At 48.2% G+C, this 23061-nt stretch carries 25 protein-coding genes; 9 read left to right on the forward strand and 16 right to left on the reverse strand.

Going from position 1 to position 23061, the window contains the following annotated elements; all coding sequences use genetic code 11:
* The first annotated feature begins 46 nt into the window (after nucleotides 1-46).
* The 4 genes from HJG54_RS04165 (at nucleotide 47) to HJG54_RS04180 (ending at nucleotide 4973) form a co-directional block, all read left to right on the forward strand.
* Complete coding sequence (locus tag HJG54_RS04165) at nucleotides 47-1750, forward strand: iron ABC transporter permease (RefSeq protein WP_316433529.1); 1704 nt, start codon at nucleotides 47-49, stop codon at nucleotides 1748-1750.
* A gap of 62 nt (nucleotides 1751-1812) precedes the next feature.
* Complete coding sequence (locus HJG54_RS04170; protein WP_316433530.1) at nucleotides 1813-2322, forward strand: pentapeptide repeat-containing protein; 510 nt, start codon at nucleotides 1813-1815, stop codon at nucleotides 2320-2322.
* Nucleotides 2323-2595: 273 nt separating this feature from the next.
* The gene (locus tag HJG54_RS04175; RefSeq protein WP_316433532.1) at nucleotides 2596-4032 is read left to right on the forward strand and encodes a BCD family MFS transporter; all 1437 of its coding nucleotides are present in this window, start codon (nucleotides 2596-2598) and stop codon (nucleotides 4030-4032) included.
* A gap of 134 nt (nucleotides 4033-4166) precedes the next feature.
* Entirely contained in the window at nucleotides 4167-4973 is an 807-nt protein-coding gene (locus HJG54_RS04180) for an inositol monophosphatase family protein (RefSeq protein ID WP_316433533.1), read from the forward strand.
* Between the two features lie 12 nt (nucleotides 4974-4985).
* On the opposite strand, the gene HJG54_RS04185 is transcribed toward HJG54_RS04180, so the two are convergent.
* Nucleotides 4986-6056, reverse strand: coding sequence for a hypothetical protein (locus HJG54_RS04185; RefSeq protein WP_316433534.1), 1071 nt, complete (start codon nucleotides 6054-6056; stop codon nucleotides 4986-4988).
* 738 nt (nucleotides 6057-6794) lie between these two features.
* On the opposite strand from HJG54_RS04185, the gene HJG54_RS04190 reads away from it, so the two are divergent.
* Complete coding sequence (locus HJG54_RS04190) at nucleotides 6795-7343, forward strand: chlorite dismutase family protein (protein ID WP_316433535.1); 549 nt, start codon at nucleotides 6795-6797, stop codon at nucleotides 7341-7343.
* A 573-nt stretch (nucleotides 7344-7916) separates the two neighbouring features.
* Here HJG54_RS04190 and HJG54_RS04195 read toward each other — a convergent pair.
* Nucleotides 7917-8501, reverse strand: coding sequence for a carboxymuconolactone decarboxylase family protein (locus HJG54_RS04195; protein ID WP_316433536.1), 585 nt, complete (start codon nucleotides 8499-8501; stop codon nucleotides 7917-7919).
* Between the two features lie 106 nt (nucleotides 8502-8607).
* Here HJG54_RS04195 and HJG54_RS04200 point away from each other — a divergent pair, with 106 nt between their 5' ends.
* Nucleotides 8608-8979 carry a winged helix-turn-helix transcriptional regulator gene (locus HJG54_RS04200; RefSeq protein WP_036002077.1) on the forward strand — a complete coding sequence of 124 codons (372 nt, stop codon included), beginning with the start codon at nucleotides 8608-8610 and terminating at the stop codon, nucleotides 8977-8979.
* A 161-nt stretch (nucleotides 8980-9140) separates the two neighbouring features.
* Here the strand turns inward: HJG54_RS04200 and HJG54_RS04205 are convergent, their stop codons facing one another.
* The 10 genes from HJG54_RS04205 to HJG54_RS04245 all read right to left on the reverse strand — a co-directional run bounded on the left by HJG54_RS04205 (nucleotide 9141) and on the right by HJG54_RS04245 (nucleotide 16023).
* Nucleotides 9141-9623: an AAC(3)-I family aminoglycoside N-acetyltransferase gene (locus HJG54_RS04205; RefSeq protein ID WP_316433538.1), complete on the reverse strand. Its 483-nt coding sequence runs from the start codon at nucleotides 9621-9623 to the stop codon at nucleotides 9141-9143.
* Nucleotides 9624-9689: 66 nt separating this feature from the next.
* Entirely contained in the window at nucleotides 9690-10244 is a 555-nt protein-coding gene (locus HJG54_RS04210) for a nuclear transport factor 2 family protein (RefSeq protein WP_316433539.1), read from the reverse strand.
* Nucleotides 10245-10389: 145 nt separating this feature from the next.
* Complete coding sequence (locus tag HJG54_RS04215) at nucleotides 10390-10902, reverse strand: DUF1993 domain-containing protein (RefSeq protein ID WP_316433540.1); 513 nt, start codon at nucleotides 10900-10902, stop codon at nucleotides 10390-10392.
* Nucleotides 10903-11223: 321 nt separating this feature from the next.
* Complete coding sequence (locus HJG54_RS04220; RefSeq protein ID WP_316433541.1) at nucleotides 11224-11988, reverse strand: glutathione S-transferase family protein; 765 nt, start codon at nucleotides 11986-11988, stop codon at nucleotides 11224-11226.
* 80 nt (nucleotides 11989-12068) lie between these two features.
* The gene (locus HJG54_RS04225; protein WP_316433542.1) at nucleotides 12069-13517 is read right to left on the reverse strand and encodes an amidase; all 1449 of its coding nucleotides are present in this window, start codon (nucleotides 13515-13517) and stop codon (nucleotides 12069-12071) included.
* A 14-nt stretch (nucleotides 13518-13531) separates the two neighbouring features.
* Complete coding sequence (locus HJG54_RS04230; protein WP_316433543.1) at nucleotides 13532-14194, reverse strand: TetR/AcrR family transcriptional regulator; 663 nt, start codon at nucleotides 14192-14194, stop codon at nucleotides 13532-13534.
* A gap of 166 nt (nucleotides 14195-14360) precedes the next feature.
* Nucleotides 14361-14711 carry a DUF5615 family PIN-like protein gene (locus HJG54_RS04235; protein WP_316433544.1) on the reverse strand — a complete coding sequence of 117 codons (351 nt, stop codon included), beginning with the start codon at nucleotides 14709-14711 and terminating at the stop codon, nucleotides 14361-14363.
* Entirely contained in the window at nucleotides 14705-14965 is a 261-nt protein-coding gene (locus tag HJG54_RS04240) for a DUF433 domain-containing protein (protein WP_316433545.1), read from the reverse strand. The genes HJG54_RS04235 and HJG54_RS04240 overlap by 7 nt, the downstream gene beginning before the upstream one ends.
* 154 nt (nucleotides 14966-15119) lie before the next feature.
* Nucleotides 15120-15287 (reverse strand): DUF2268 domain-containing putative Zn-dependent protease, encoded by a 168-nt coding sequence (locus HJG54_RS35360; protein ID WP_420717326.1) that lies wholly within the window; start codon nucleotides 15285-15287, stop codon nucleotides 15120-15122.
* A 45-nt stretch (nucleotides 15288-15332) separates the two neighbouring features.
* Nucleotides 15333-16023, reverse strand: a protein-coding gene (locus tag HJG54_RS04245) for an IS1 family transposase (RefSeq protein ID WP_316433546.1) whose coding sequence is annotated in 2 segments (ribosomal slippage) — nucleotides 15333-15693 and nucleotides 15692-16023 — 693 coding nt in all. Because the reading frame shifts where the segments join, the coding sequence is not laid out codon by codon here.
* Between the two features lie 214 nt (nucleotides 16024-16237).
* On the opposite strand from HJG54_RS04245, the gene HJG54_RS04250 reads away from it, so the two are divergent.
* Together HJG54_RS04250 and HJG54_RS04255 are read left to right on the forward strand one after the other, a co-directional pair.
* Nucleotides 16238-16474 (forward strand): hypothetical protein, encoded by a 237-nt coding sequence (locus HJG54_RS04250; protein ID WP_316433547.1) that lies wholly within the window; start codon nucleotides 16238-16240, stop codon nucleotides 16472-16474.
* 2 nt (nucleotides 16475-16476) lie between these two features.
* Nucleotides 16477-16713 (forward strand): hypothetical protein, encoded by a 237-nt coding sequence (locus HJG54_RS04255; RefSeq protein WP_316433548.1) that lies wholly within the window; start codon nucleotides 16477-16479, stop codon nucleotides 16711-16713.
* A gap of 297 nt (nucleotides 16714-17010) precedes the next feature.
* Here the strand turns inward: HJG54_RS04255 and HJG54_RS04260 are convergent, their stop codons facing one another.
* The 4 genes from HJG54_RS04260 to HJG54_RS04275 form a co-directional block, all read right to left on the reverse strand.
* Nucleotides 17011-17910, reverse strand: coding sequence for an IS110 family transposase (locus HJG54_RS04260; protein WP_316431724.1), 900 nt, complete (start codon nucleotides 17908-17910; stop codon nucleotides 17011-17013).
* Nucleotides 17911-18653: 743 nt separating this feature from the next.
* Nucleotides 18654-19718 carry an IS110 family transposase gene (locus tag HJG54_RS04265; RefSeq protein WP_316431575.1) on the reverse strand — a complete coding sequence of 355 codons (1065 nt, stop codon included), beginning with the start codon at nucleotides 19716-19718 and terminating at the stop codon, nucleotides 18654-18656.
* A 93-nt stretch (nucleotides 19719-19811) separates the two neighbouring features.
* Nucleotides 19812-20216 (reverse strand): RidA family protein, encoded by a 405-nt coding sequence (locus tag HJG54_RS04270; RefSeq protein WP_316433549.1) that lies wholly within the window; start codon nucleotides 20214-20216, stop codon nucleotides 19812-19814.
* 153 nt (nucleotides 20217-20369) lie between these two features.
* Entirely contained in the window at nucleotides 20370-21251 is an 882-nt protein-coding gene (locus tag HJG54_RS04275; RefSeq protein WP_316433550.1) for an AraC family transcriptional regulator, read from the reverse strand.
* A gap of 151 nt (nucleotides 21252-21402) precedes the next feature.
* On the opposite strand from HJG54_RS04275, the gene HJG54_RS04280 reads away from it, so the two are divergent.
* Nucleotides 21403-22461, forward strand: a complete 1059-nt coding sequence (locus tag HJG54_RS04280) for an IS110 family transposase (RefSeq protein WP_316431578.1) — start codon at nucleotides 21403-21405, stop codon at nucleotides 22459-22461.
* Nucleotides 22462-23061: the final 600 nt, after the last annotated feature.

Below are 23061 nucleotides of genomic sequence, written 5' to 3' on the forward strand. Positions count from 1 at the left end.
GGCTGCAAGATATTCTCATTAACATTTTTTTTGGGAGTTTTGTCGAGTGGTTTTCTCGTCTCTCACCACAATCCCGCGTAAAGCACTCCAATCGCTAGGGGTGCAAGGATGGACGCTTGGCGTGGCGCTGATTGCCCTGTTAATTGCGACGCCGCTGCTGGTGGTACTGAGCAGTATCTTTGCCGATACGGGTGCGGTCTGGCAACATCTCACCTCTACGGTTTTACCACGTTACATCGGCAATTCGCTGCTGTTGGTGCTGGGCGTCAGTTTAGGAACCGGCCTGATTGGCGTCAGTACAGCCTGGTTGGTGACGATGTGCCGCTTTCCGGGTAGTCGGATGATGCAGTGGGCTTTGCTGTTGCCGTTGGCTGTACCAGCTTACATTTTGGCCTATGTCTACACCGAACTACTGGAATTCTATGGTCCGGTGCAGACCAGCCTGCGGGCCATCTTCGGCTGGACAAGCGTGCAGGACTACTGGTTTCCGTCGATTCGTTCGATGGGAGGTGCGATCGCCATGCTGAGCCTGGTGCTCTATCCCTATGTGTATCTATTGGTGCGGGTGGCGTTTCTCGAACAGTCGATCTGTACGCTAGAGGCGAGTCGTTCTTTAGGCTGTGGGCCTTGGCGCAGTTTTTTGCGGGTGGCTCTGCCGCTAGCTCGACCGGCTGCCGTAGCAGGACTGGCCCTGGTGATGATGGAAACCCTGAACGACTACGGCACAGTTCAGTTTTTTGCGGTGGATACCTTCAGCGTCGGGATTTATCGCACCTGGTTCAATATGGGCGAACGGGTTGCGGCCTCGCAATTGGCAGCCTGTCTGTTGGTTTTTGTGCTGTTGGTGCTGCTGCTCGAGCAATGGTCACGGCAACAAACTCGCTACTATCAGAGCACGAGTCGCTATCAGGCAGCGTCTCCCTACCAATTGCAGGGCGGACGGGCCATACTGGCGATGTTGGCCTGCGGCTTACCGATGCTGCTGGGCTTTCTGGTACCGGCCCTGGTGCTGCTGCAAATGGCCACCGCTAGAATAACCGAGCGATTCGGGGAACGGTTTTGGATTCTGGCTCGCAACAGCCTCACCCTGGCATTGCTGACGGCGGCAATTGGCCTGGTGCTATCGCTGATTCTGGCCTACGGATTGCGCCTACGTCCGAGTAACTTGATGACCCTATCGGTGCGAACGGCGGCGATCGGCTATGCGGTTCCCGGTTCGGTGATTGCCGTGGGCGTGCTGATTCCGATGGGCCTGCTCGATAACGCCATTGACGCCTGGATGCGCTCGACATTTGGGATCTCTACCGGATTGCTGCTCAGCGGTACGATTGCGGCGCTAGTGTTTGCCTATCTAGTGCGGTTTCTGGCCGTCGCGTTTAGCACCGTAGAATCCAGCCTGATCCGGATTAAGCCCAACCTTGACGATGCAGCTCACTCCCTGGGACATGGCTCCACTCAAACGCTGTTGCGGATTCATGTACCCCTGATGACTGGCGGTCTGCTGACGGCGATGATTTTGGTGTTTGTGGATGTGATGAAAGAACTGCCCGCCACGCTGATCGTCCGTCCCTTTAACTTCGATACTCTAGCCGTGGAGGTGTATCGTCTGGCGGCAGATGAACGCTTGGCCGAAGCCGCAGCCCCCGCTTTGGCCATTGTAGGGGTGGGAATTTTGCCGGTGATTTTGCTAAGCTGGCAGATCGCTCGGTCGCGGGAAACCGATAACCCGTCAAGAATCGGCCAGGGGTGAATAAACAGGCAAATAAACAGGTGAAAAATAAGTGAATAAAGACGTGAAAAAGAGGTGAGAACGTGAAACCAAATCAGAACATTATTAAACAATATTTTCTCCTGTTATTAAGCGGCTTAACTGCCCTGAGTATCGCGTCTTGCGCCCAACCCAAACCCCAGGAGCGGCTGCTGTCAGAAAAGAAATGCCCCAAATGCGATCTGCAAGGCATGGATTTGAGCCAAGCGCAGCTCGAAAAAGCCGAACTCAACAATGCCAACTTGAGCGGAGCTAATCTAACCGGAGCCAATCTCAACGGCGGCCTGCTGGATAGCGCCAATTTACAATCTGCTGACCTGCGTGGAGCCAATCTCAGCAGTGCGGGCATGGGCATGGCCGATTTAAGCCAAGCCAACCTGACCAACGCCAATTTGCAAAACGCCTACCTACGCGGAGCCAACCTGACGGCAGCAGACCTGACCGGCGCCAACTTAGAAAACGCCGACCTGAGTGCTGCCAAGCTAGATCAAGCCAAGCTCGACGGAGCCAACCTGAAGGGTGCCATCCTACCAGACGGCCAAATTCAAAAGTAATTGCTGTAGGGATTTCACCAAAAGCATTAGATTGGTTGAAGGAATAGTTTGGGGAGTCAGGTGTCAGGTATCAGGTGTGATTGGTGAGGCGACTCTGAATGCCGTAGGATTCCGTAGAAATGGATTAACCCATGACAGCCGAAGCATTCACCACAAAACTCATGCACCCAACCCCAAACTGGCCAACCAAAACACGTCCAACCTTTACCAACCTTTACCAACAAACTTCATAACCAACTCAAAACTTAAAACTCAAAACTCAAAACTACTCCTATGGCTATCGGTGATTCTTCTACCCCAAACGCCTCCAACCCGCGTCGCCCCACGCTGAGCCTGTTGACCATGTTTCGGTTAGGGCTATTTCAAATGGGACTGGGCATCATGTCGATTCTTACCCTGGGCGTGCTGAATCGCGTCATGATCAAAGAGCTGGCTATTCCCGCTACGATTGCTGCTGGGACAATCGCCATGCACCAGTTTGTAGCTCCGGCGCGCCTCTGGTTTGGGCAATTGTCGGATGCGAGGCCGATTCAGGGCCATCACCGGACAGGCTACGTGTGGCTCGGCTCGATTTTGTTTTCGCTAGCTGCCTTTTTGGCAGTGCAGGTGATGTGGCAGCTCGGCACGAGCATCCAGAGTGGGTTGACCGGGCAGGCATCAATGTGGACAGCAGTGTTGGCTCTGGTGTTTGCCCTCTATGGAATTGCCCTCAGCGCTAGCTCAACTCCATTTGCCGCTTTGCTAGTGGATGTTTCTGATGAAGATAATCGCTCCAAGCTGGTGGGCGTAGTCTGGTCGATGCTGATGGTGGGCATTGTGGTAGGCGCGATCCTGAGTTCAAGACTGCTGCCCCAGCCGGTGAGCTGTCAGGAGTTGGGCACAGCCAACCTAGAGGTGCTGAGGACGGGCATTGATCGCTTGTTTCTGATTGTGCCGGCGATTGTGATAGGTCTGACGGTGTTAGCCACCTTTGGCATCGAGAGAAAATACTCCCGCTTCGCCGAACGCTCTAGCTTAGTGGAACGGGAAGATCAGATTACGCTGAGTCGGGCACTGCGGGTGCTGACGGCCTCTCCCCAAACTGGTCTGTTTTTCACCTTTCTGCTGTTTATGACCATCAGTCTGTTCATGCAGGATGCGGTGATGGAATCCTATGGCGGTCAGGTATTCGGGATGTGCATTGGCGAAACGACTCGATTGAATGCCTTTTTTGGCACCGGTACGCTGGTGGGGATTGGCTTGAGTGGCTTCGCGGTAGTGCCCCGCATCGGCAAAAAGCAAACGGCGCGGCTGGGCTGCTTGATGGTGGCCTTTTGCTTACTGCTGATTATCATCACCGGCTTTAGCGGCAATTCCAAGCTGTTGCAGTATGGGCTGCTGTTGTTTGGCTTTGCCTCTGGCGTCACTACCACCGGAGCAATCAGCCTGATGCTGGATCTGACCGCGGCTGAAACGGCTGGCACCTTCATTGGCGCATGGGGACTGGCGCAGGCGTTGGCCCGAGCACTGGCAACGGTACTGGGCGGTGCGGTGCTGGATGTGGGCAAACTGCTATTCACCAACCTGACACTGGCCTATGGGCTGGTATTTGGCCTGCAAGCTGTGGGCATGGTAACGGCGGTTTGGCTGCTGAGCCGGGTGAACGTGGCCGAATTCCGTAGCAACACGAAAGCAGCAATTGCTTCGGTACTGGAGGCAGAATTGGATTAGGTGAACTGTCCCGAACGCTTGGCCCTTGACGGTTGTCTGACGAATGTCTGACGGTTGTCTGACGCAACCGAACCAACCGCAATCTCAGCAATTAGCGCTACAGTAGTGCCACAGCCTTCACAATCACTCCCGCAATGACAGATTTTTGGCAGCAGATTCTCAGTTTCGCCGAAGCCACAACCGCTCGTGTAGGGACCCAATTACTGCAAGCCGTGGAGCCGTCCCGAGCCGAAGAGAAACCTGACGGCAGTTTGGTGACGCAATTTGACCAATGGGCCGATGCTGAGCTACGCCGATCGATTCAGGCCGCGTTTCCAGAGCACGGCGTCTTGAGCGAAGAAGTTGAGCATATTTTCCCGGATCGCGACTGGTGCTGGATTATTGACCCCATCGACGGCACCACCAACTTCGCCCGGGGAATTCCGCTCTGGGCTATTTCTCTGGGGCTGCTCTATCGCGGCACGCCGGTATTTGGCCATGTCTATGTGCCGCCCTTGGGTCACTCGTTTCACGGATTCTGGTACGGTAACTCTGGCTTAACCGGGCCGACCGGTGCCTGCTTGAATCACCAGCCGATTCACACCAGCTCAGATGCCCCCTCGGGCAATCAGTTTTTTAGCCTCTGTGCCCGCAGCACTCAAGTGTTACAGCATCCGGTGCCCTGCAAAATCCGCATGTTGGGTGTAGCCACCTATAACTTGCTGACGATTGCTACGGGAGCCGCCCTAGGTGGAGTAGAAGCCACGCCCAAAATCTGGGACATTGCAGCAGTTTGGACGATTGTGCAGGCAGCAGGCGGCGTTTGGTTCCCGTTAGGGCCAGAGCCATTTCCCCTCCAACCCGGACAGGATTATGGCCGTCAAGCCTATCCCACTCTGGTAGTCAGTCGTCCGGAGCTGCTAGATACCTTTCTGCCGCTAGTCGAGTTTTTGAAGCGCTAGATGTTTGGCCTACTAGAACTTTTGGCCCACATAAATCGAGCGCACCTCACCATTGCGCCGCACAATCGCTTCTTGATTGCTAATCGAAACAAGCGTCCAGCCACTGGAGCCAATTGGCTCACCAATGTTGACGCGCTGAGGGGTGCCATTTACATCAAATAGAGCTGCCGAGCGGTCGCCTAGCTCCAAAACGCCAATCAGCGTGTGGTTGCTCGCCGCCGCAATATTGGGCACCGGACTGGAGCGGGCCGCAGGCGCTGGACTAGGAGTAGAGGCCCGCTGCGCCGCGGGGTTAGCAGTGGCTGTCGGGGGTGCTGCAGGAACTGTACCGGGTGCAGATGCAGGCGTTTGAGCTGAAGGGTAGATGGGCACATAGACCCGTTCAATCACACTAGGAGATGCTGCCGGACTAGGAGACGGACTAGGAGGCACTGGCGATACAGCCACCTCCGCTTCTTTCTTGGCTAAACGGTCGAGGGCACGACCAACATACTGGAGAAAGTCCTGCTTCTCCTGTGCTTTGGGATCGGTGGGGGACGCGGCCTCCCTGGGAGTCGGTTCTTCAGCTTGTTGCTGCAATACCATCAGCCATACCTGCGTCAACTGGTCCCGAAACAGATAGGAAAGTATCCCAGCACTCAAGAGCAGCGAACTGCACAATACCGCCACCCAAAAGGAATTCCACCGCGGTTTGCTGGGGGTCGGCTCTGCTGTTGGCTCTGCTGCTGGGGCTGGCTCAGATTCCTTCAGCTCCGGTGGTTGGGGAATTAGATCGCGGGGAGACAGTTTAGGCGGCAGAATGGTTTCTAAGGGCAAAACAATCTGCGGTGCAGCTGGCTCAGCAACTGGTTCAACAACGGCCTGAGCAGAGGAGTCAGCGGCTTCTTCCACGGGCAGCGGTACGCCTCGTTCTAACATGCGCTCTACATCTGCAAACAGCATGCCAATCAGGGTATCAGCATTGGTTTCCATGTCATTGGCAGTCACCGCTTGGCTGAGGTCAAAGCGCAGGGCAGCCAACTCTTCGGCAGCAGTATCTTGAGAGGCAGGAACAGTTTGAGGATCGCTGACGGGTTGAGTCATAGCAAATAGTGATAGACACGAGCGAGTGAATGATAGCGCAGGCCGGTGAATTTGATGCGGCCCCAAGCACTAGAACCTGAAATTTAGCAGATCCGAATCTAACTGTCACCTATCAATCTGCTATCAATAGCGTTTTCTACAGCGATGTTATTGAAAAAGACGCTACAGGTGAGCCTGACCGGATTGCTAAGATTTTTGATTTTTGATTTGTTCAGAGCATGTCGGTTTCGGCTTACCTCGCATTAGGGCTGCAAGTAAGGATGGTAGGAGTCAAGCTTCCCAAAGCGACATTCGGCGAGCGCACTGCCCCTATGGGGGCAGAAAAATCAGCCGTCAGCCGACGGGAGGCAGGAGAGCAGGAAGCTCTTCTTGATCTCTGGTTATCACCCAATAGGGTAAAACTTGTCGCTATAGCGATTAAGTGCACCTGCACGCACTTCCGGAAATGAGATGCCAGCTATGAGAGTCTAGCTTCTGTCTTCTGAGTTCTATTTGTTCTATTCTCTGCCTCTTTATCGGATCAACATCGTCATGTACTTTGTAATACATTTTTACGCAGTGAGTTCAATATCCTTTGTTATCACTGAGTCTAAATTCGCTGTACCAGACAGAATCTCTCAGTTAAAACTCATTGTAGAGTGTCTTCACTTAGCTAGACTGATTCATGTTCTCCAACCGAGCTTCTCAAGCTTCTAGTTAGAGAGGAATAAAATACCTAAAGTGATAGGACCAATCAAAATGAATAACCACTTTTCGTTTGTTGGTGGCAAGCAGGGTACATGGCGAGTGAAAGATATACGCAATATTTCTGGTTCTCTTTTAGAACCAGTTGAGAGAGTGAATGTGGTGAATCATCGTGTTACGGAATTGCCATCGGATAGCGCGTGGGTGCTACGAAGTTTTACCAGTAATATTCGCTACGCCAAGCGTGATGAACTCAATACATTGCAAGCAATCCAGCCAGGACTAAATCGTGCGGAAGCAGTCTGTGCCGTGCTGATTCCTATTAAAAAATCAGCTCAGTGGTGGGAAATGGCACAAGATGAGCGGCGAGCTATTTTTGAAGAAGAGTCTCACCATACAGCAACTGGTTTAGAATATCTTCCAGGGGTTGCCCGTCGGCTACTGCATTGTCGGGATCTCGGCGAACCCTTTGATTTTCTCACCTGGTTTGAATTTGCACCGGAATACACCCATGCCTTTGATGAATTACTGTTGCGGATGCGTGCCAGTAAAGAATGGCAATATGTGGAACGCGAGGTAGAGATTCACCTGAATAGACAGTAAGATCTCGTTAAGATCTCGTTACTACCGCAAGCCAACCAGACGATGAAGCGGACGGCTAGGAGATCAGGAGATACTAAGGTTAGTAGCCGCCGCTTATCTTGGCCGTTAGAGCTTGTTTGTAAACAAAGATTGAGATCCCCCTAAATCCCCCTTTTTAAGGGGGACTTCAGAGATTTGACTCGGTTCCCTCCTTATTTAAGGAGGGTTAGGGAGGATCAGATGTGAAGTCGATTCTAGCCTCTTAAAATTCATTTACAAACAGTCTCTTAGCCTGCATGTGTTGAGCGCATTTCAATTCAGCAAAGGAGCAGGGTTCTCTTGTTTTCAGAGAGTTTTCTACCCCAAGCAACTGAACGGCTGATTCTCCGTCGGGTTATTGAGCTGGAGCTAGAAAGGTTTCTTGTTTACCGCCAACATCCTCAAGTAGCTCGATTCCAAGGTTGGTCAATGCCCTCTGACATTGCAGCACAATCCTTTATCAACGAAATGCAGACAGCAGCGATCGGGATACCAAGTGAATGGTTCCAAATTGCGATTGTCATTCTCGTTCATTATCAAAATGTTTGACCGCACCTAAACCTTATCTGTGTTCGATTGCATTGAGATAATTGGTTTTTCCCATCTTAGCTTCTCGACTGCTTTGTCTAGAGGCGTACCTGCAATCGAGTTCGTATAGTTGCTCATTGTCTTAACTGCAATTCCCAAAATCACCTCAAGGGCTTGCTGAGCAGAATAACCGACAGCCAAAAATGCCTTTAATTCAACTTCTACAATCTTTCCTCGATTTAAGATCAAGGACTTGGTAAATTGCCGCAGTGATTCAAGCCTTGGATCTTCCAATTTTGTGCCCTGTCTGAGTGCCTCGATCTCGCTCGAAGCCATACCCGCCATTTGTGCTAGCTTAGTATGCCAGGGAACACAGTATTCACATTGATTTTCAAAGTTAGCTGTTTGATAAACAACCTGGCGCTCGATCGGTGATAATGACGTGGTATCAAACAGTTCCCAAAGGTGAACATATCCTTCAAGTAAAGCGGGTGACTCCGCCATAACCCTTTCTAGATTCGGAATCATACCCAGGCTCCTCTTGGCTTGCTCAAGGAGTGGCTTGGAAGCTGCTGGTGCAGTCATTTCGGTGTGAATTTGAAACATTGTCATCTTGTAGTAATTCCAATTGTTGTGTTTCGTCAGTCAAGATAAACGACTGCTAGCTAAACTTCAAGTAGATACTTTTTAGTAGGGTAGATACTTTTTAGTTACAAACATGGAATCATCAGCGAAGGTAGACTCAGGAAATTTTTCCAATCCAACAATTAACTTAATTGCGATGTTCGAGGACTGCCTTGGATGTAAATGGACAATTCATCTTCTAACGCAAATTCGCTGTGGGACCAATCGCCCTGGTGCATTGGTAAAAACTAAAAAGGGATTGACAACCAAGGTACTCAATGAATGTTTGACAAGATTGGTTCAATTTGGCATTGTCGAGAAGTTCACTTATTCAGAACTTCCTCCTCGCGTTGAGTATCATCTAACTTCCTTTGGGCAGGAGTTTGCTGAGATTCTTGATCAAATTGAAGCCTTACAGCGTAAATTCAAGATGGACAGCGATCGCTCTACCGAAAAGCGAATCTAATTTCTTTCATCCTGTTGATGACTGTAGAAAGCAACATCATTGATAGGAAAAGTCCAAAAATGAAATTCCCTTACAATGAAGATGAAAAAGTGAACTTAATAAGAATGAAACTGATATCGTTTCCCAATTAGCTCTCTTGACTTCGTCGGACTCAGAGATGGTTATGTATCCTCATCGCTGACCGCAATAGCAATATCGAAATGAAGCACATCTTCGCGTACTCCAAACTTCGTATAGAGCGCAATCGCAGGGTCATCCCCAACAACCGCCTGTACAAAAATAACATAGGCTGCTCGCGCTACAGCGATCTTCTTTAATTCCTGGATTAGTGCGGTGGCAATGCCTTCGCGTCGATGCGCTGCTGCAACAGCCAGATCGTAAATATAGATTTCACTTCGCTCCTGCTCAAACTTCCGGAGTTCGTAAGCGGCAATACCTCCGACTACTGATCCATTTTTTAACGCTGCGAGCGCGATGAAATAATCGCTGCTTAACAACCGCTTGAGATAGGCAGCGCTTGGGCGAAACGAGCTATAGGTATCAACTTCGTTGAAAGCCTCACCAAAGGCAGTTAATAAGCCCTCCATAAGTGGCAGGTCGCTTGCGGAAAGCTGGCGAATGCTAATTGGCTCAGAGGATGACATTTTCCATCTATTGATTGGGGTGACTTTGAACGTTCAACACCGTGCAAGTTTAAGGAACTCTGGCCTTCAAACCATCGCAGTAACGCTGCCACCAACGATTTGCCAACCGCTTTTGCCTCTACGCCAAACTCTCATGTAGCGGTAATCTCCTGCGAAGGCCTTGCCTAAATACGTCCCGCTCAAGAAAATGTGAGCTGATGCAAGAACAAAGTGTTCGCTCCAAACTCGTATTTCTAGCTCTTTGGGCACAAACTCGTGAAACTGAGTACCACCAGTACGATGCAAGTCTAAATCCATCGCTTTAGTTGCCAGTTCACCAGTTGGCCCAGCGAAAAGCAGATCATCGGCAATGAGCACGTCTAATTCAGATACGTCAGAGGTTGACATTGCGGTGTAAAGTCGCGCTTCACACTCGCGAATTTGGGTTTCAATTTCTGAATCCATATTTCCCACTACAGTTCTGACAACACTTAACAATTCCTCATTATTACCCATCGCCTCATCAAGGTGCCTCCACCGATTGCCTCTAGGACTTCCCGGTTCAAGTGAATCGCCTCCATCCACAAGTACGGGAGATGTGTGCGGAGCCAGCCCCTGAGCAATTAGATTTTCAGCAAGCATAAGTACTCATCAAGCAAATTTAATTTCCTTCACCCTGATGGTGCTTCAGCGCATGGAGTACTAACATTCCGTTGAGCGGCTATGAGTAACCTTTGCAATACCACCAAGATCTCTCAACGGTCCGCTTCGACCGGAACCTTAGGCTTCATTCCTTTCTTATTAATGGTACCAAGTGCATCATGTAATCTCGTTTTCCAATTGGTACACCAGCCATGCGAAGAATGTCATAAGCCGTAACCATGTGGAAGTAAAAGTTTGGAATGAGAAATTCATTGACATAGGCATTACCAGACAACTCGATATAGAGACTCTGTCCCAAGTCAATGCGCGTCACCTCAGCTAGCTTTGCATCTTCAACATTGATACCCAAAAGAAGTTCCTTCGTGTTTACTATGTGCCCGTATGCCTGTGCGAGAGATGTGACATCTGGATCTAGATTATCCGCAGGTTTACCATCACACCAGAGAGCAAAGTTGCGTGGTTGATTGCAGGTGAAAGCAATCTGTGTACCGAAGGGAAACATATCAGCCGCGATGCGCTTCTGAAGAAACGACTCATCATCACAGAAATGAGTTTGAGCTGACTTCAAGAGATGTTCAAGAGTCGCTAAGCGGCTGTGGAAAACGATTCGGATTGAATCTACATTCTGACTTTGCATTTTGCGCTCCCTCAAAACTTACTCTATGAATCCTAGCTGTATCTAGAACAAATTTCAGCCTAACGATTCAGTTCAGCGGCGGTAGATAACTTAGGCATCACCACCAACCACCTCCATTCCGCCGCTGCAACGATTTATGGGGGTACGAGGCTGAGATTGAGGAGTACCCTCAATTTTAGAACTCGGCAAAGGTGAGTGACGACTTTGCAACGCGGTAACATCCGATGTCTATAACAATATCGCATGCACTCGCCTCTTACCCCTACTTCACCTGACGAATTCTCAGGGCATATTGTTAGCCTGCTGGTCAACACCGCGCTACTATACACCTTGAACATAGCGCTCCTCCTGATAAAGGCGCAAAGCGTATTGACCTGCAACTGTTTCCCGCAGGATTTGAATTTGTTCCACCATCTCATCAGGGAGTTGGTTCAATTTAGGAAAGCGTCCACCATATTCAGGTGGCACTATGCCTGGTGCCGATAAACTGGCAAATGCTAAATCTGCCGCCGAAAAGCAATCTCCCACTAGATACCTACGCCCATCTGAGAGACGATCGCTCACCACGTTAAACATCTGTTGAGTTCGACGGTATGCAGCCAATGCACTTTCACGATGAACGTTGTAACTGGAATGGACTAAATACCGGGTCAAGGGAAATAGCACCGGAAATAGTAATTTCTCCCACGCAGGAACGCCTTCGCACCACAGTTGTTGCATTACACTGCGATTCTGAAGTGCATAGAAATACCCCCACTGTCTTGTGAAGACACCGAGTTCGTGATTAAATTGCGCTTCTAACGCTTCGACTTCATGCCGTAATACTGGTGAAGCTGGATACAGTTTTAGATGAGCAGATGCTACGGTATCTAGATACTTGAGGATATCTGCTGAATCTTTGAATATTTCCGTTTCAGTTACAAGAACAGGAACACTGCTCCCGCCCAACGGGGTTGTTTTTAGCCGATGCAAGGGAGGGAGATGACACTCTTCGACATAGGGAAAACCTATCCGATCCAGCGCCCACCGAACTTTCTCACAGTAATGACTGATCTGAAATGTGATGAACCGAGACGCAACTTCCATCAATCACTCCCAAGAAACTACACCTTGTCTATAGCACCAAATCGTGATGACAGTTGATGTATCTGCTGTGCAACAGCATTTCACTTTAATTTTGCTGCCCCAACTGCTTTTTGATCTTGCCAGTGCAAAGGGGGATGATGTTGGTTCCAAGAAGTTGCTCTCTCAAGCTGGGCAGCTACTGCGATGATTGTTGTCTCAGCACCAGGACGACCTACAAGTTGTACACCGAGCGGTAAACCATCTGGTGTAAACCCTGCTGGAATAACAATCGCAGGTTGTCCAGTGACGTTAAAGGGTGGGCAAGGTGCAATCCAGCGAATGATGTTTTCTAACTCTTTAGCCGCTCTGAGTTTTGCCCATTCTCCAACTCGAATCGTGGGATGCATTAAAACAGGCAGCACCAACACATCAACCTCATTAAAATCGGCAATTAATCGACGGGCAAGCTGATTCAGCTTCATCATTGCTTGAGGATAAGCACCACTGGGGAGAGAACGCGATCGCTTCAGCAATAGGCGGTTCAGTTTCCCTAAAAAGATTCTTGGAACTCCAACATCAACCGTGGCTTGCCAAATGATTTTCAGTGGGTCAATCAGCTCTGAAAAATCTAAATCAATCGGCTCAATCAAGTGTCCCAGATTTTCCAATACTTTCACCGTCTCTACCACCGCTTGGGCACACAATGGATGAGCAGTTCCAACAGGCTGTATGGTGGCAGCAAATCCAATTCGTAAATTTGCCGGAGATTGTTTAGTTGCTTCTAAAAATGAAGTTGGCGGTGATGGTAACCAGTACGGATCACCCAGGACATAGCCGGACATCACATCTAGTAAGGCAGCAGCATCAGCCACGGTGCGAGCAATGCTTCCTTCTACCCCAAACCCTCCTAGTTTTTCACCCAGAGGAGCCGATGAAATACGTCCTCTAGAGGCTTTGATCCCTACTAAGCCACAACAGGCTGCTGGAATTCGCACAGAACCTCCTGCATCTCCTCCTTGTGCGATCGCACAAAGTCCTGCTGCCACGGCTGCTGCTGAACCACCGCTGGAGCCGCCAGAGGTATAGCTTAAATTCCAGGGATTGCGGGTGGGCGGAAACCCTCTTGATTCAGGGTATGGAGATGTGCCGATTTCAGAGGTTGCTGTTTTGCCGAGAATAGTGAAACCTGCTTGCCGAATCCGAGTCACTAAACCTGCATCTTCTGTCGCAATTCGTTTTTTCAATAAATGAATGCCGTAGGTACAGGGGACTCCTGCTACTGGCGCAAAGTCTTTGATCGCAATGGGTACTCCAAAAAATGTTGGTAATGAGGATGAATCAGCTTGAGGTGCAGCCAATTGCTCCGTTTTGGCTTTTGCCTCTGCAATAGCTCGTTCTGCCATGACTGTGAAAAAGCTGTTCAAGGAAGCGTCGAGTGTCTGAATGCGATCGAGGTGAAGCTGAGTCAATTCAAGCGGTGAAATGACCTTGTTGCGGATCAGTTGAGCCTGTTCCAGTGCGGAGGTAAACGCCAGATCAGTAGAGTTCATAGTAGATGTATTCACTAATGATCAGATTTATGTTTTGAACCACGACGATGATTCATTTGCTGTTGTACAAATCCATTCAATAATATGTTGATCAGGCGTTCAAAACTTTCATCAATCGATTGGGACAAAACAAATAAGCCTACTTGTTCTGCTTGAATAAAACCATGAATAGATGCTTGGAGAATACGAATCGTATGAACGATATCATCGGTTGACAAATCAAATGGTTTCAACAGCCCTGCGTAAAACTCAATTTCAGCAGTGAGGAGATGAGTAGATTCTGGTTGATCTAATCGGAATGGAGTTGTTGTTGTCACACTATAGAGGTTGGGATGGGCTTTAGCAAAGTCACGTTGAGCATGAGCAGCAACCTTTAAGGCAAGGGTTGGTTCTTCAATTCCTGAGACTCGTTGCATGACAAACTCTGATGCTCGTCGATAGCCCTCTATAGACACAGCGAAGCGTAGTGCCCCGTTCCCGGCGATGTGATTATAAATTGATGGCGGCTGAATACTGAGTTCTCTGGCAACACGGTTAACTCCCAGTGCCGACTCACCTTCTCGTTCCAGCAAGGCGATCGCTGTATCAACAATGTCCTTTTCTGTCAGGGTTTGTCCTTTAGGGCGAGGCATATTGGCGCGCCAAAAACTAATGTTATTAGTAAAAACTAACTTCATTAGTTTTGTCAAGTATTCAAGAAAATGCTAAAAGCTCAGTCTTGGACAACTTTTGCAACAGCCAGTTGGGCAGGCTAACGTTGCCCATCACCCGCCGCAGATAACCTCAAACTCCAACATATAACCTCTTGACAGTCGGTGTGCATGGGCATATTACCAGACCGTTTCACCACGGGAGATACTGAACTTGCCCCTCCAACTCTCCCTCCTGACTGCACTCTACAAGCACAAGCATATCCTCAATGACCCGACCGATTAGAGCATCTGCACTGATTTCGACCACCCCCGGCATCGGCTGACCTTTTCTGACTCGATCGTAAGCATAACGAGTAATCGTAGCGACATCATGAGTTAGGAGAACGCGCCCTTCTTGCGCTGCCCATTCCAAGATAGTTGGATCATCTTTGCCTGATAACCCAACATCTTGCACACGAACCATGTCAAGCATCGGATTACGGCGAAATAGCCCTCGAACGATTGTGTTATCAAAATTCTCATCAACGAGCAGTTTTAACATGCTTCGTGTTCTGCTCTACGAGCAAGCAGGCGGTCGCGCAAGCCTTGCGGGTCAAATTTTGCTTGAGTCATAGCGCGAACTTCTTGTGCTTGTTGCCATCGTTGCTGCAAGTAGGCTTCTACTTCTGATTCGTGCTTGAGATAGAAAGCGATCGTGGCATAAACGTCAGCCAACTTCAGCGATGGATAGCGGTAGACTATTTCTTCAGCCGTTGTGCCTTGGTGAAAAGCGGCAACCACCGTATCCAGGGTCACACGAGTTTATCCGACGAGAATTACTCCATCTGCATTTGCCTTGAGAGGAGCGGGTTCAGCCACAACTTCTAAAGTCATAAGCACCAGTAAGCTCATTGCTTCGATGGTAGCAGATTCACCTCAAAATCTGAGCGAGATTAATTGCACGCTGCAATTAAGCCAGACTTTGGAAATGTTCAGCAGGTTCATCGTATAGTCTCGATGCTTTTCTACCCTGCTTACTGATATATCTGCTCACCAGCTCAAAACCCAATGTGTAACCTGCATAGAGGAGTATCTCATCACTCTGACCCAAAAACCACTCAGCATGACCGTAGTTCACATCCGAAAAACTTGGAATTGCGGCGTTGCTGAATAGGAATATGATTCACTCAGGGACAGGTACATCACCAAATTTGAGATAGTGTAGTAGCGATCGAATTGAATGCGCCAGCATTTCTACTGACTTGGAATAATACAACGTTTTGCGATGTAATCGAGCCAGATAATGTCGTAAACAAGTGTTTTCCCCTTCCACTCTTGTCATGTAAGTTTTGCTCACAATTTGGTCTCCGTCTGGAATGAAACCCGGATAAACACTCCAACCATCAGTAACATAAAAATAGCACTGCCAGGTCGCAACGATCGCCCACAACGGTCGAAATGTTTCCGCACTATGGTCGTCTAGAATCCACCCTAAGATCCCTTTTCTAAAGTGGTCAACGGCAGTCCACAGACAGATTTTGTTTTTTTGAGCCAACAAACGTCTCCAGTTCATCCAATTCACCAACTGTAGGCGGAACATCTGGAGCATACGCATCAGGTAACAATTCACCGATTTGTTTGACCCAAGTAATGACGGTAGTATGGTGAACGCCTTTAACTCGTTCAATGGCGCGAAATCCCATGCCGTTGACATACAGTTTGAGACATTCACGCTTGAACTCATCGTCATAGCCAGAAGGTGGATCATAGGTTTCAATGAACTGTCGGCGACAGTTCTTACACAGGTAATTTTGTTTACCTCTTTGCTTGCCGTTCTTACTGATACTAGTTGAACCACATTCAGGACATTGCATTGTTCTCACCCTGATTTCATATTCTCATTATGCAACGCCACAGAGCATTCAGGTGAGTCAAAAATTATTGTCTGCGGCAATTGTAAACAGAAATTGCGAGTTCCGATTCGGAGTTCTAGATTGCTTGTAAAATGCAAAAAATGTCAGCAGAGTTTTATCACTAGGCAAAGTAAAGTAAGTTAGTATCAAGCAGCACTTTTCGGGCTGCCCTGGCGTGGACTTTGAGATTATTAGCGATATCACTAATATTGAGGTAATTGCCACAGGCACAGGAATTCGCGATCGGGCACGACTACAGAAGCAGTATGGTCGAGGCAAATGGAGAAAGTTGAAGGGTATTGCACAGGTTCAGCTTCCAAACGGTATGATACGGTTAGCCGAGATCCATTGGTATGAGGCTCATGGGATCGGCAAAAAAGAGTTCAAGCTCAAGTTACCGTTCCTGGATTGACTATGAAAACTGAGCAAGCCCAATCAAATCAGTTTGCGGTGTGCCTGAACAATGAAGGCTATAAAGCATCATTGGAAGTCGGCAAAATATACCGAGTGATTGTTGATGAGGAAGCAAGTGCAAACGGGCTGATTCGGGTCATTGACGAGAGCGGTGAAGATTATGCTTTCTCTGCAAATCGTTTTTACCCGATCGAAGTGCCAAAACCTGTAGAAGAGGTGTTGTTATCAGTGGATTAGCAGCGCCAGCAATACAACAATATGCCCTGAGTCCGACGAAGTCAAGGATATTGACCCTAAATTCTATTTTTTGGCTCTTTTCTTTGTCTTCTTCAGATTCTCTTGTTCGTTCTTATATACAGAAAATCACAGCATAAATGTTTCAGGGTCGAGGTTAACTTTTGCTCAGTCCTGTTTTCACATAAACATCATTTTCTTAATTCTTCTTGTGTTGCTTTGATTCTTATTTCGTATCTTCTGTAAGTGCTAAACTCTGCACTAATGGTGAACCTTTTCGTTTCAATGTCATCAAATACTTCACCTCATCATACGCTTCCCTGTCTTACCAACAACGGAACACAATTCGGATCCACTTGAATGCCAGCGCTCGAATTGTTCCTTGATGCGTCTGGCAATGCTCGGCAGTAAAACCTGCAACTGGGCGATCAAGGCTGCGACCAACAGTTGCAGAGGCTCAACAATCCCTGCATCTTCGGTTAACACCACGCCTTGCTCAATCTGCTCCAGACGACGGTTGATGGTCTTGGCTTGCACTACATGATGCGTCCTGAAAAACTGCTCTAGTTCTGCTTTTGGAGCTGATTGTGCAGCTTGGAGACTCGGATAGCAACTCAAAAACTCACAAAACACCTGGGTATCTTTGTCCTCAAACCATTCCAACCCTTGAGGATAATATCCTTTGAGGGCAGCCGTGATGCGATTGGTCAAGCGCACCTTCTCTGCCACGAGCATCCGTCGATTCTCCACTAATTGCTGGAGCGATCGCAGTTTGGCACTGCTCGGTTTCCAGGCTTTGAGTTTGTCAATGTGCTTAAGCAACAACTCCACTAGAATTTGAGCATCGGTGGGGTCAGCTGTAGCACCAGAGGGAGCAAAGGCTTGACGATACTTGGCAACCGTTTGAGGATTAACTGGATAAATCACGAGAAACTCGTACTTGCACAACGCATAAATCAACGGTCCCCGTTTCTGCTCGGTACAAACGGCGATTGTCTCTCGATTGAATCGTTTCCTTAATCCTTCGACCCAGGCATCGATCGCTTCGGGTTGGGAGCCGATGACGGAAAACTCAAGCTGTTGGGGTGTTGGATCATAAAGGCAAATATCATGCTTTTGGTCAGCCCAATCAATGCCAATGTAAACTGTGTAAGGAGATGGGATGGTGTCCAGAACTGGCGAAGCAGCAGTCTTTTTCATACTTACCCCTTGAAGAGCAATGGGTTCAGATGAAGCTCGAATGCTCCCAACTTCAGGCGAAAGGATGATGGCAAGGTTTGCTAACGTCAAGCCCTGAGGATTCGTTAGTTGAAGCAGGGACAAGAGGGGAGTGCGTGCGATATTGTTATGGACATCGGATGTCATCCCGTTACAAAGTCGTCACTCACCTCCTCCGAGTTCTAAAGTTGAGGGTACTCCTCAATTTCAGCCTCGTACCCCCATAATCCTGGTGCAGCGGTCGGTTGAGAGATCTTGGTGGTGATGCAAAAGTAATTTGCCGCCGCTGAAGGGGAACGACTATGAAGCCGTGTCTATGTCAAGCGGGTTTTGGGATTTGTGCGTGAGGGAGTTCTGCAATTTAGCCGAACGAAACCAATCATCCAAGGTAATAGGATGAGGTTTAGTCTTTATAACAGCTTCCTCAAGATGCGACGGATTGAGTTCTAAACGACTATCCGAGGTGTCAATGCAGTTCGTATTTCTAGTTCTAGAGGTACAACTTGAGCATTGTCTCAATTATCTCTGCAAAATTACTTGTCTTATTCGTTAGATCAACAGTGTTTCATGTTAGTTCCGAGCTTCAAGATCAAGTAACACAAACTTATCCAATCACATCTAAGTTGGCTCTCTGCTGCGTTGAGTGGAACTTTGTCGCTTGTCTTATTCGTTAGATCAATAGTGTTTCATGTTAGTTCCCAGGTTCAAGTTCAAGCTGACAGGAGCTATGAGCTGGGTGATGTTGAGGCACTCAATAGAGGCGTGCTATCTTGCCAAGGTTGTTTGTGCCTCAACATCGCCCAGCAGCGCACTAAACGCTTTCGGGCTACGGCAATAATAGCGATTTTCTTACGAGTTTTCTGTCCGCCATAAATTCGCTGATAAATACTCTCTGCCCACGGGTTGTAACGCAGCATCACCCAGGCCACCTCAACGCATGCACTGCGCAGAATGCGGGAGCCTCGACAGGTAATTCTGCCCAAGCGATTGGTTTGACCTGATTGTCTTTGGTCGGGAACCAACCCTGCATATGCCGATACCTGACGGGCATTCTTGAAACGGTGAGGATTATCCAACGCTGCAACAATGACCTCTGCCGTTCTGCGTCCCACCCCCGGTATGGTTTGCAGAAGTTGCACCTGTTCATCTTGTCTCGCCACCTTTTCAAGCTGCTCATCGACTTGTTGTAATTGTTGCCAGAGGGCATCAAGGCTCTGCAACTCCAGGTCAAGTTCACCTCGCCAAAATTCATTCAGTTGACACTCTGCCAGAGGTTTGCGGTATTGACTTAAGGTTTCAATGCCTGCGGCAGTCCAAGCTTTATGTCCACTGGGAATGCTGATGCCCTGATGGTCAAACAACGCTCGAATGTGATTCTGAATGCGGTTGATACGATTGACCAGGGTTTTACGGTACTTCACTCCTAAGCGATATTGACGACGTTCTGCCACCGGACCATGAACCGCTGACACTTGCTCAAGGGCAGTGAGTTTCGCCAGTTTGAGCGCATCATCTTTATCGGTTTTGCGTTTGACATGTTTCCATCGCCACGCCTCGGCACTGGGATTGGCGACTAAGACCTGGTACCCCAAGCTTTGGCAAAAGTCATGTACCCAGCCTGTAATTGAACTGGTCTCTATTACGATTTGGTCAGGTTTGGTTTGATTCAATAGCTGCTCCAATGCCCACCGTTGAGTGGCGATTGTCTCGAACTCACTCTGGTTTGGGGTGGTGTTGAATAAGCAGGCAACGGAATTGTATTTACCCAGGTCAATTGCCAGAATCTTCATGCTATCCTCCGGGTGTGGGAAGGTGGTTTGAGTGGTTTCTTCTACTTTCCCACGGCTTACATAGATTCTTTATGCGGCGATCGCTAACCAAAGTTACTCTAAAGCTGCTGTAGCCTCTATTTCTATCAAGAAATCCTTAACAGCAAGCGAGGAAATGCCAATCCAAGTTGTCGCTGGAGGATGATTTCCAGGGAAAAACTCCTTCAGCCCTTCTGCAATCACATCACCCTCTGTATCAGGGTCGTAGTTCACCATATAAATGCGTAACGCCACAATATCCTTTAGTGACCCACCAACCGCTTCCAATGCCATCCTCACATTCGTTAGACACTGCTGCATTTGTTCTTTGCGATTAGCACCTACCACTTCCCCTTCGGCGTTGAACGGTGTTTGACCAGACAAGTATATTGTCCGTTTACTAGTGCTAGTAACAATTTGAGAGAAACCGTATTCCATGCTGTCAAATAGCAATGTTGGATTGACGTACTCTTTCGACATGTTTACCTTCCCTAAGAAAGAAGAAAATACCAACAAGTTGAGTGAAAATCTGACCAACTTATGCATACTACGCCCAGCGCAGCTAAGGCACTTCAACTGTTGTTTTGAGAATACGGCTTTACTGAATTAGAGTCTTACAGGTTATTGCTCGTTTTACAGATTCTTGCTGCTTTTCTCAGAAGCGAAAGCTCTTGGTGTGATATTCAGGAGACGCTTAAAGTGATGGCTGAGATGACCTTGGTTAGCAAAGCCGCATTCAAGAGCAATATCAGCAAGATTCGATTTTTCCTGTAGCAGCAATTGCTTTGCTCTCTCCACACGTTGTCTAATTAAATACTGATGTGGAGTAATACCTGTTGATTGTTTAAACAATCGAGCAAAGTGATATTGACTCATACCAGCAACTTCAGCTAGCTGAGACAACCCTATACTTTGAGCAAGATGTTCATCGATATATTCAATTATTTGAGATAATTTAGGCTTGGGCAATCCATCTTTATACTCTTGAACAAATGGTCTACCAGGTGAGTTGATTTTGAGAATGTGAATTGCAAGCATCGCCGCTGCTGAGTCAGCATACAAACGACCAGATGGGCATCCAGATTCAAGCTCAGACTGGAGAGCCTTTGCAATTTGTAGAATTAATGGATCACTCATCTTAAATTGCGGCAATAATTCAACATGATCTGCACAAATAGATTCATAAGCAACTTGTTCAAGTAGTCGTGACTCAAGAGCAAGCAGGATACAGCTATTTTTCTGTTTCCAAGTTAGGGATTTACTCATACCTGCGGGGCAAAAGATGATGTCTCCGCTATTAAACCAATAGCGTTTGCATCGACTATCTAGTGAACACTCAACTAAAGATGGCATACTTAAGTCGCTACAGATTGTTAGTGTATGCTCTTTGAGAAGATGTTCCGGAATCTCACAAGCAGGCAGTTGATAGTAGGCAAGAAAAATGTGATTCCACTCTGCTTGATTGCTTGATACAAGAGGTGCAACAGGAGTAATTTTACTGGCTATATCTCTCATCTCATCACCTCCCAACGGATATCTTCAAGAATATCGCTGAACCAGTAATCTAAGAGAATCTATGCAAGCCGTGAGAGGTAAGAAGAAACCTCCGATACCCTTGAGGATAGGACGTTTCACTTCCACTCAACGATAAACCTCGGAGGCTGATATGAAGATTCTCGCAATTGACCTGGGAAAATTCAAGAGCGTGGCTTGCTTGTTCGATACCGAAACCAACCAAGCCGAGTATGAGACGATCGCGATGCAGCAAGTTGCGCTTGAAGACTTGCTGCAACGGAAACAGCCGCAGAAGGTGGTGATTGAAACCTGTACCAACAGCAACTGGGTTCATGATATTTGCCAGGAACACGGCTACGAAGTTTTGGTAGCTAACCCGAATCAAGAAGCATGGCAATGGCGCAACGTGAAGCGCAAAACGGACAAAGATGATGCGCTCAAACTCGCTAAACTTGCTGCGCTTGAGCAAATTAGCCCAGTGTATGTTCCAGCCGCCCAAACCCGCCAGTACCGCCGCTTGGTGAAATACCGCAAAACTCTGGTTTGGCGAATGAACCAAATCAGGAACAGCATTCGGGCACTCTTGATGGCACAAGGGTTAACCCTGCCTGCTCGTGCCAGAGCCTGGACGCTGGAAGGGTTGGCAGAGTTGAGCAAACACCGCAAACCGTTAGCCGAGTGCCAGATTGACGAGTTATGGAAAGGCGAGCTGGATGTGGAATTGACGCTGCTCGATACGTTGGAAGAGCAACACGACCAAGTTGAGAAGCAACTCAATCAACTTGCCAAACAAGAAGAACGGGTTCAACTGTTGATGACAATTCCAGGAGTGGGACGACGAACCGCAGAAGTGATTGTGACCGCGTTGGATAAACCGGAGCGCTTTGCCAATGCTCGGCAAGTTTCTGCCTACGCAGGCTTAGTGCCTGACCAGCGACAATCGGGGCAAACGAATCGATTAGGAGCGATTACGCGCAGAGGGTCCAGGTTACTACGAGGAGCATTAGTCGAGGTAGCATGGATGCTGATTCGCTTCAACTCTTGGGCACGACAGACCTTCGAACGTATCTGTGGAGGGCAGAAAACTCGCAGGAAGACGGCGATTGTGGCGCTAGCTCGAAAGCTTTTGGTGAGATGTTGGGCAATGCTGAGAGACAAACAACCTTGGAACCCAGAGCTGATAAACAATCTAAGCATTAGCAACGCATGATGAGTGTTTGGTGATTGAGCGTTGGTGGAAAGAAACTGACTGGGTAAGAAGTTGATGATTGATGGGTTAGGTGAGATTTTTGAGTGCGTGAGCTTGCAGTTATGCTTAACTTACAAGAAGTTGACTAAGCGAATAAGCCACGCACTTTGCAAAGACTCTTGAGACAATGCAGTGATTACAGCTTCAAATGTGAGAATGTAAACAGCATTGACAATTCGGATAGTCGGTTAGAAACAACCTGACACAATTAATTGTGAACTTGAAATACATTGACTGTATTCATCTTGGTAAAAGATGAGAACTTAATGCTGTCAAAAAGTTGATATTTGATTAACGACCGAAAGCTAAAATCCTGTTGACAGGCTCACGGCTTCATAGAGCATAACGTTGCCCATCACCCGCCGCAGATAACCTCTGCATCATAACCGATCAACTTTCAGCGGTCGGCGTGCATGGGCTTTGTTATGCGGCGATCGCCATTATGTTTTCTCCTTTTGGTAAAAACTAGGAAAGAGATCCAAAGCCATCCATGCATTACGATAAAGCAAGTAGCGATAAATTCTCATCTTCATAAAATAATTTAATCGCGTTAAAACTCCG

Source organism: Leptolyngbya sp. NK1-12 (assembly GCF_032598965.1).
In the GTDB taxonomy this organism is placed as follows: Bacteria; Cyanobacteriota; Cyanobacteriia; order Elainellales; family Elainellaceae; genus Elainella.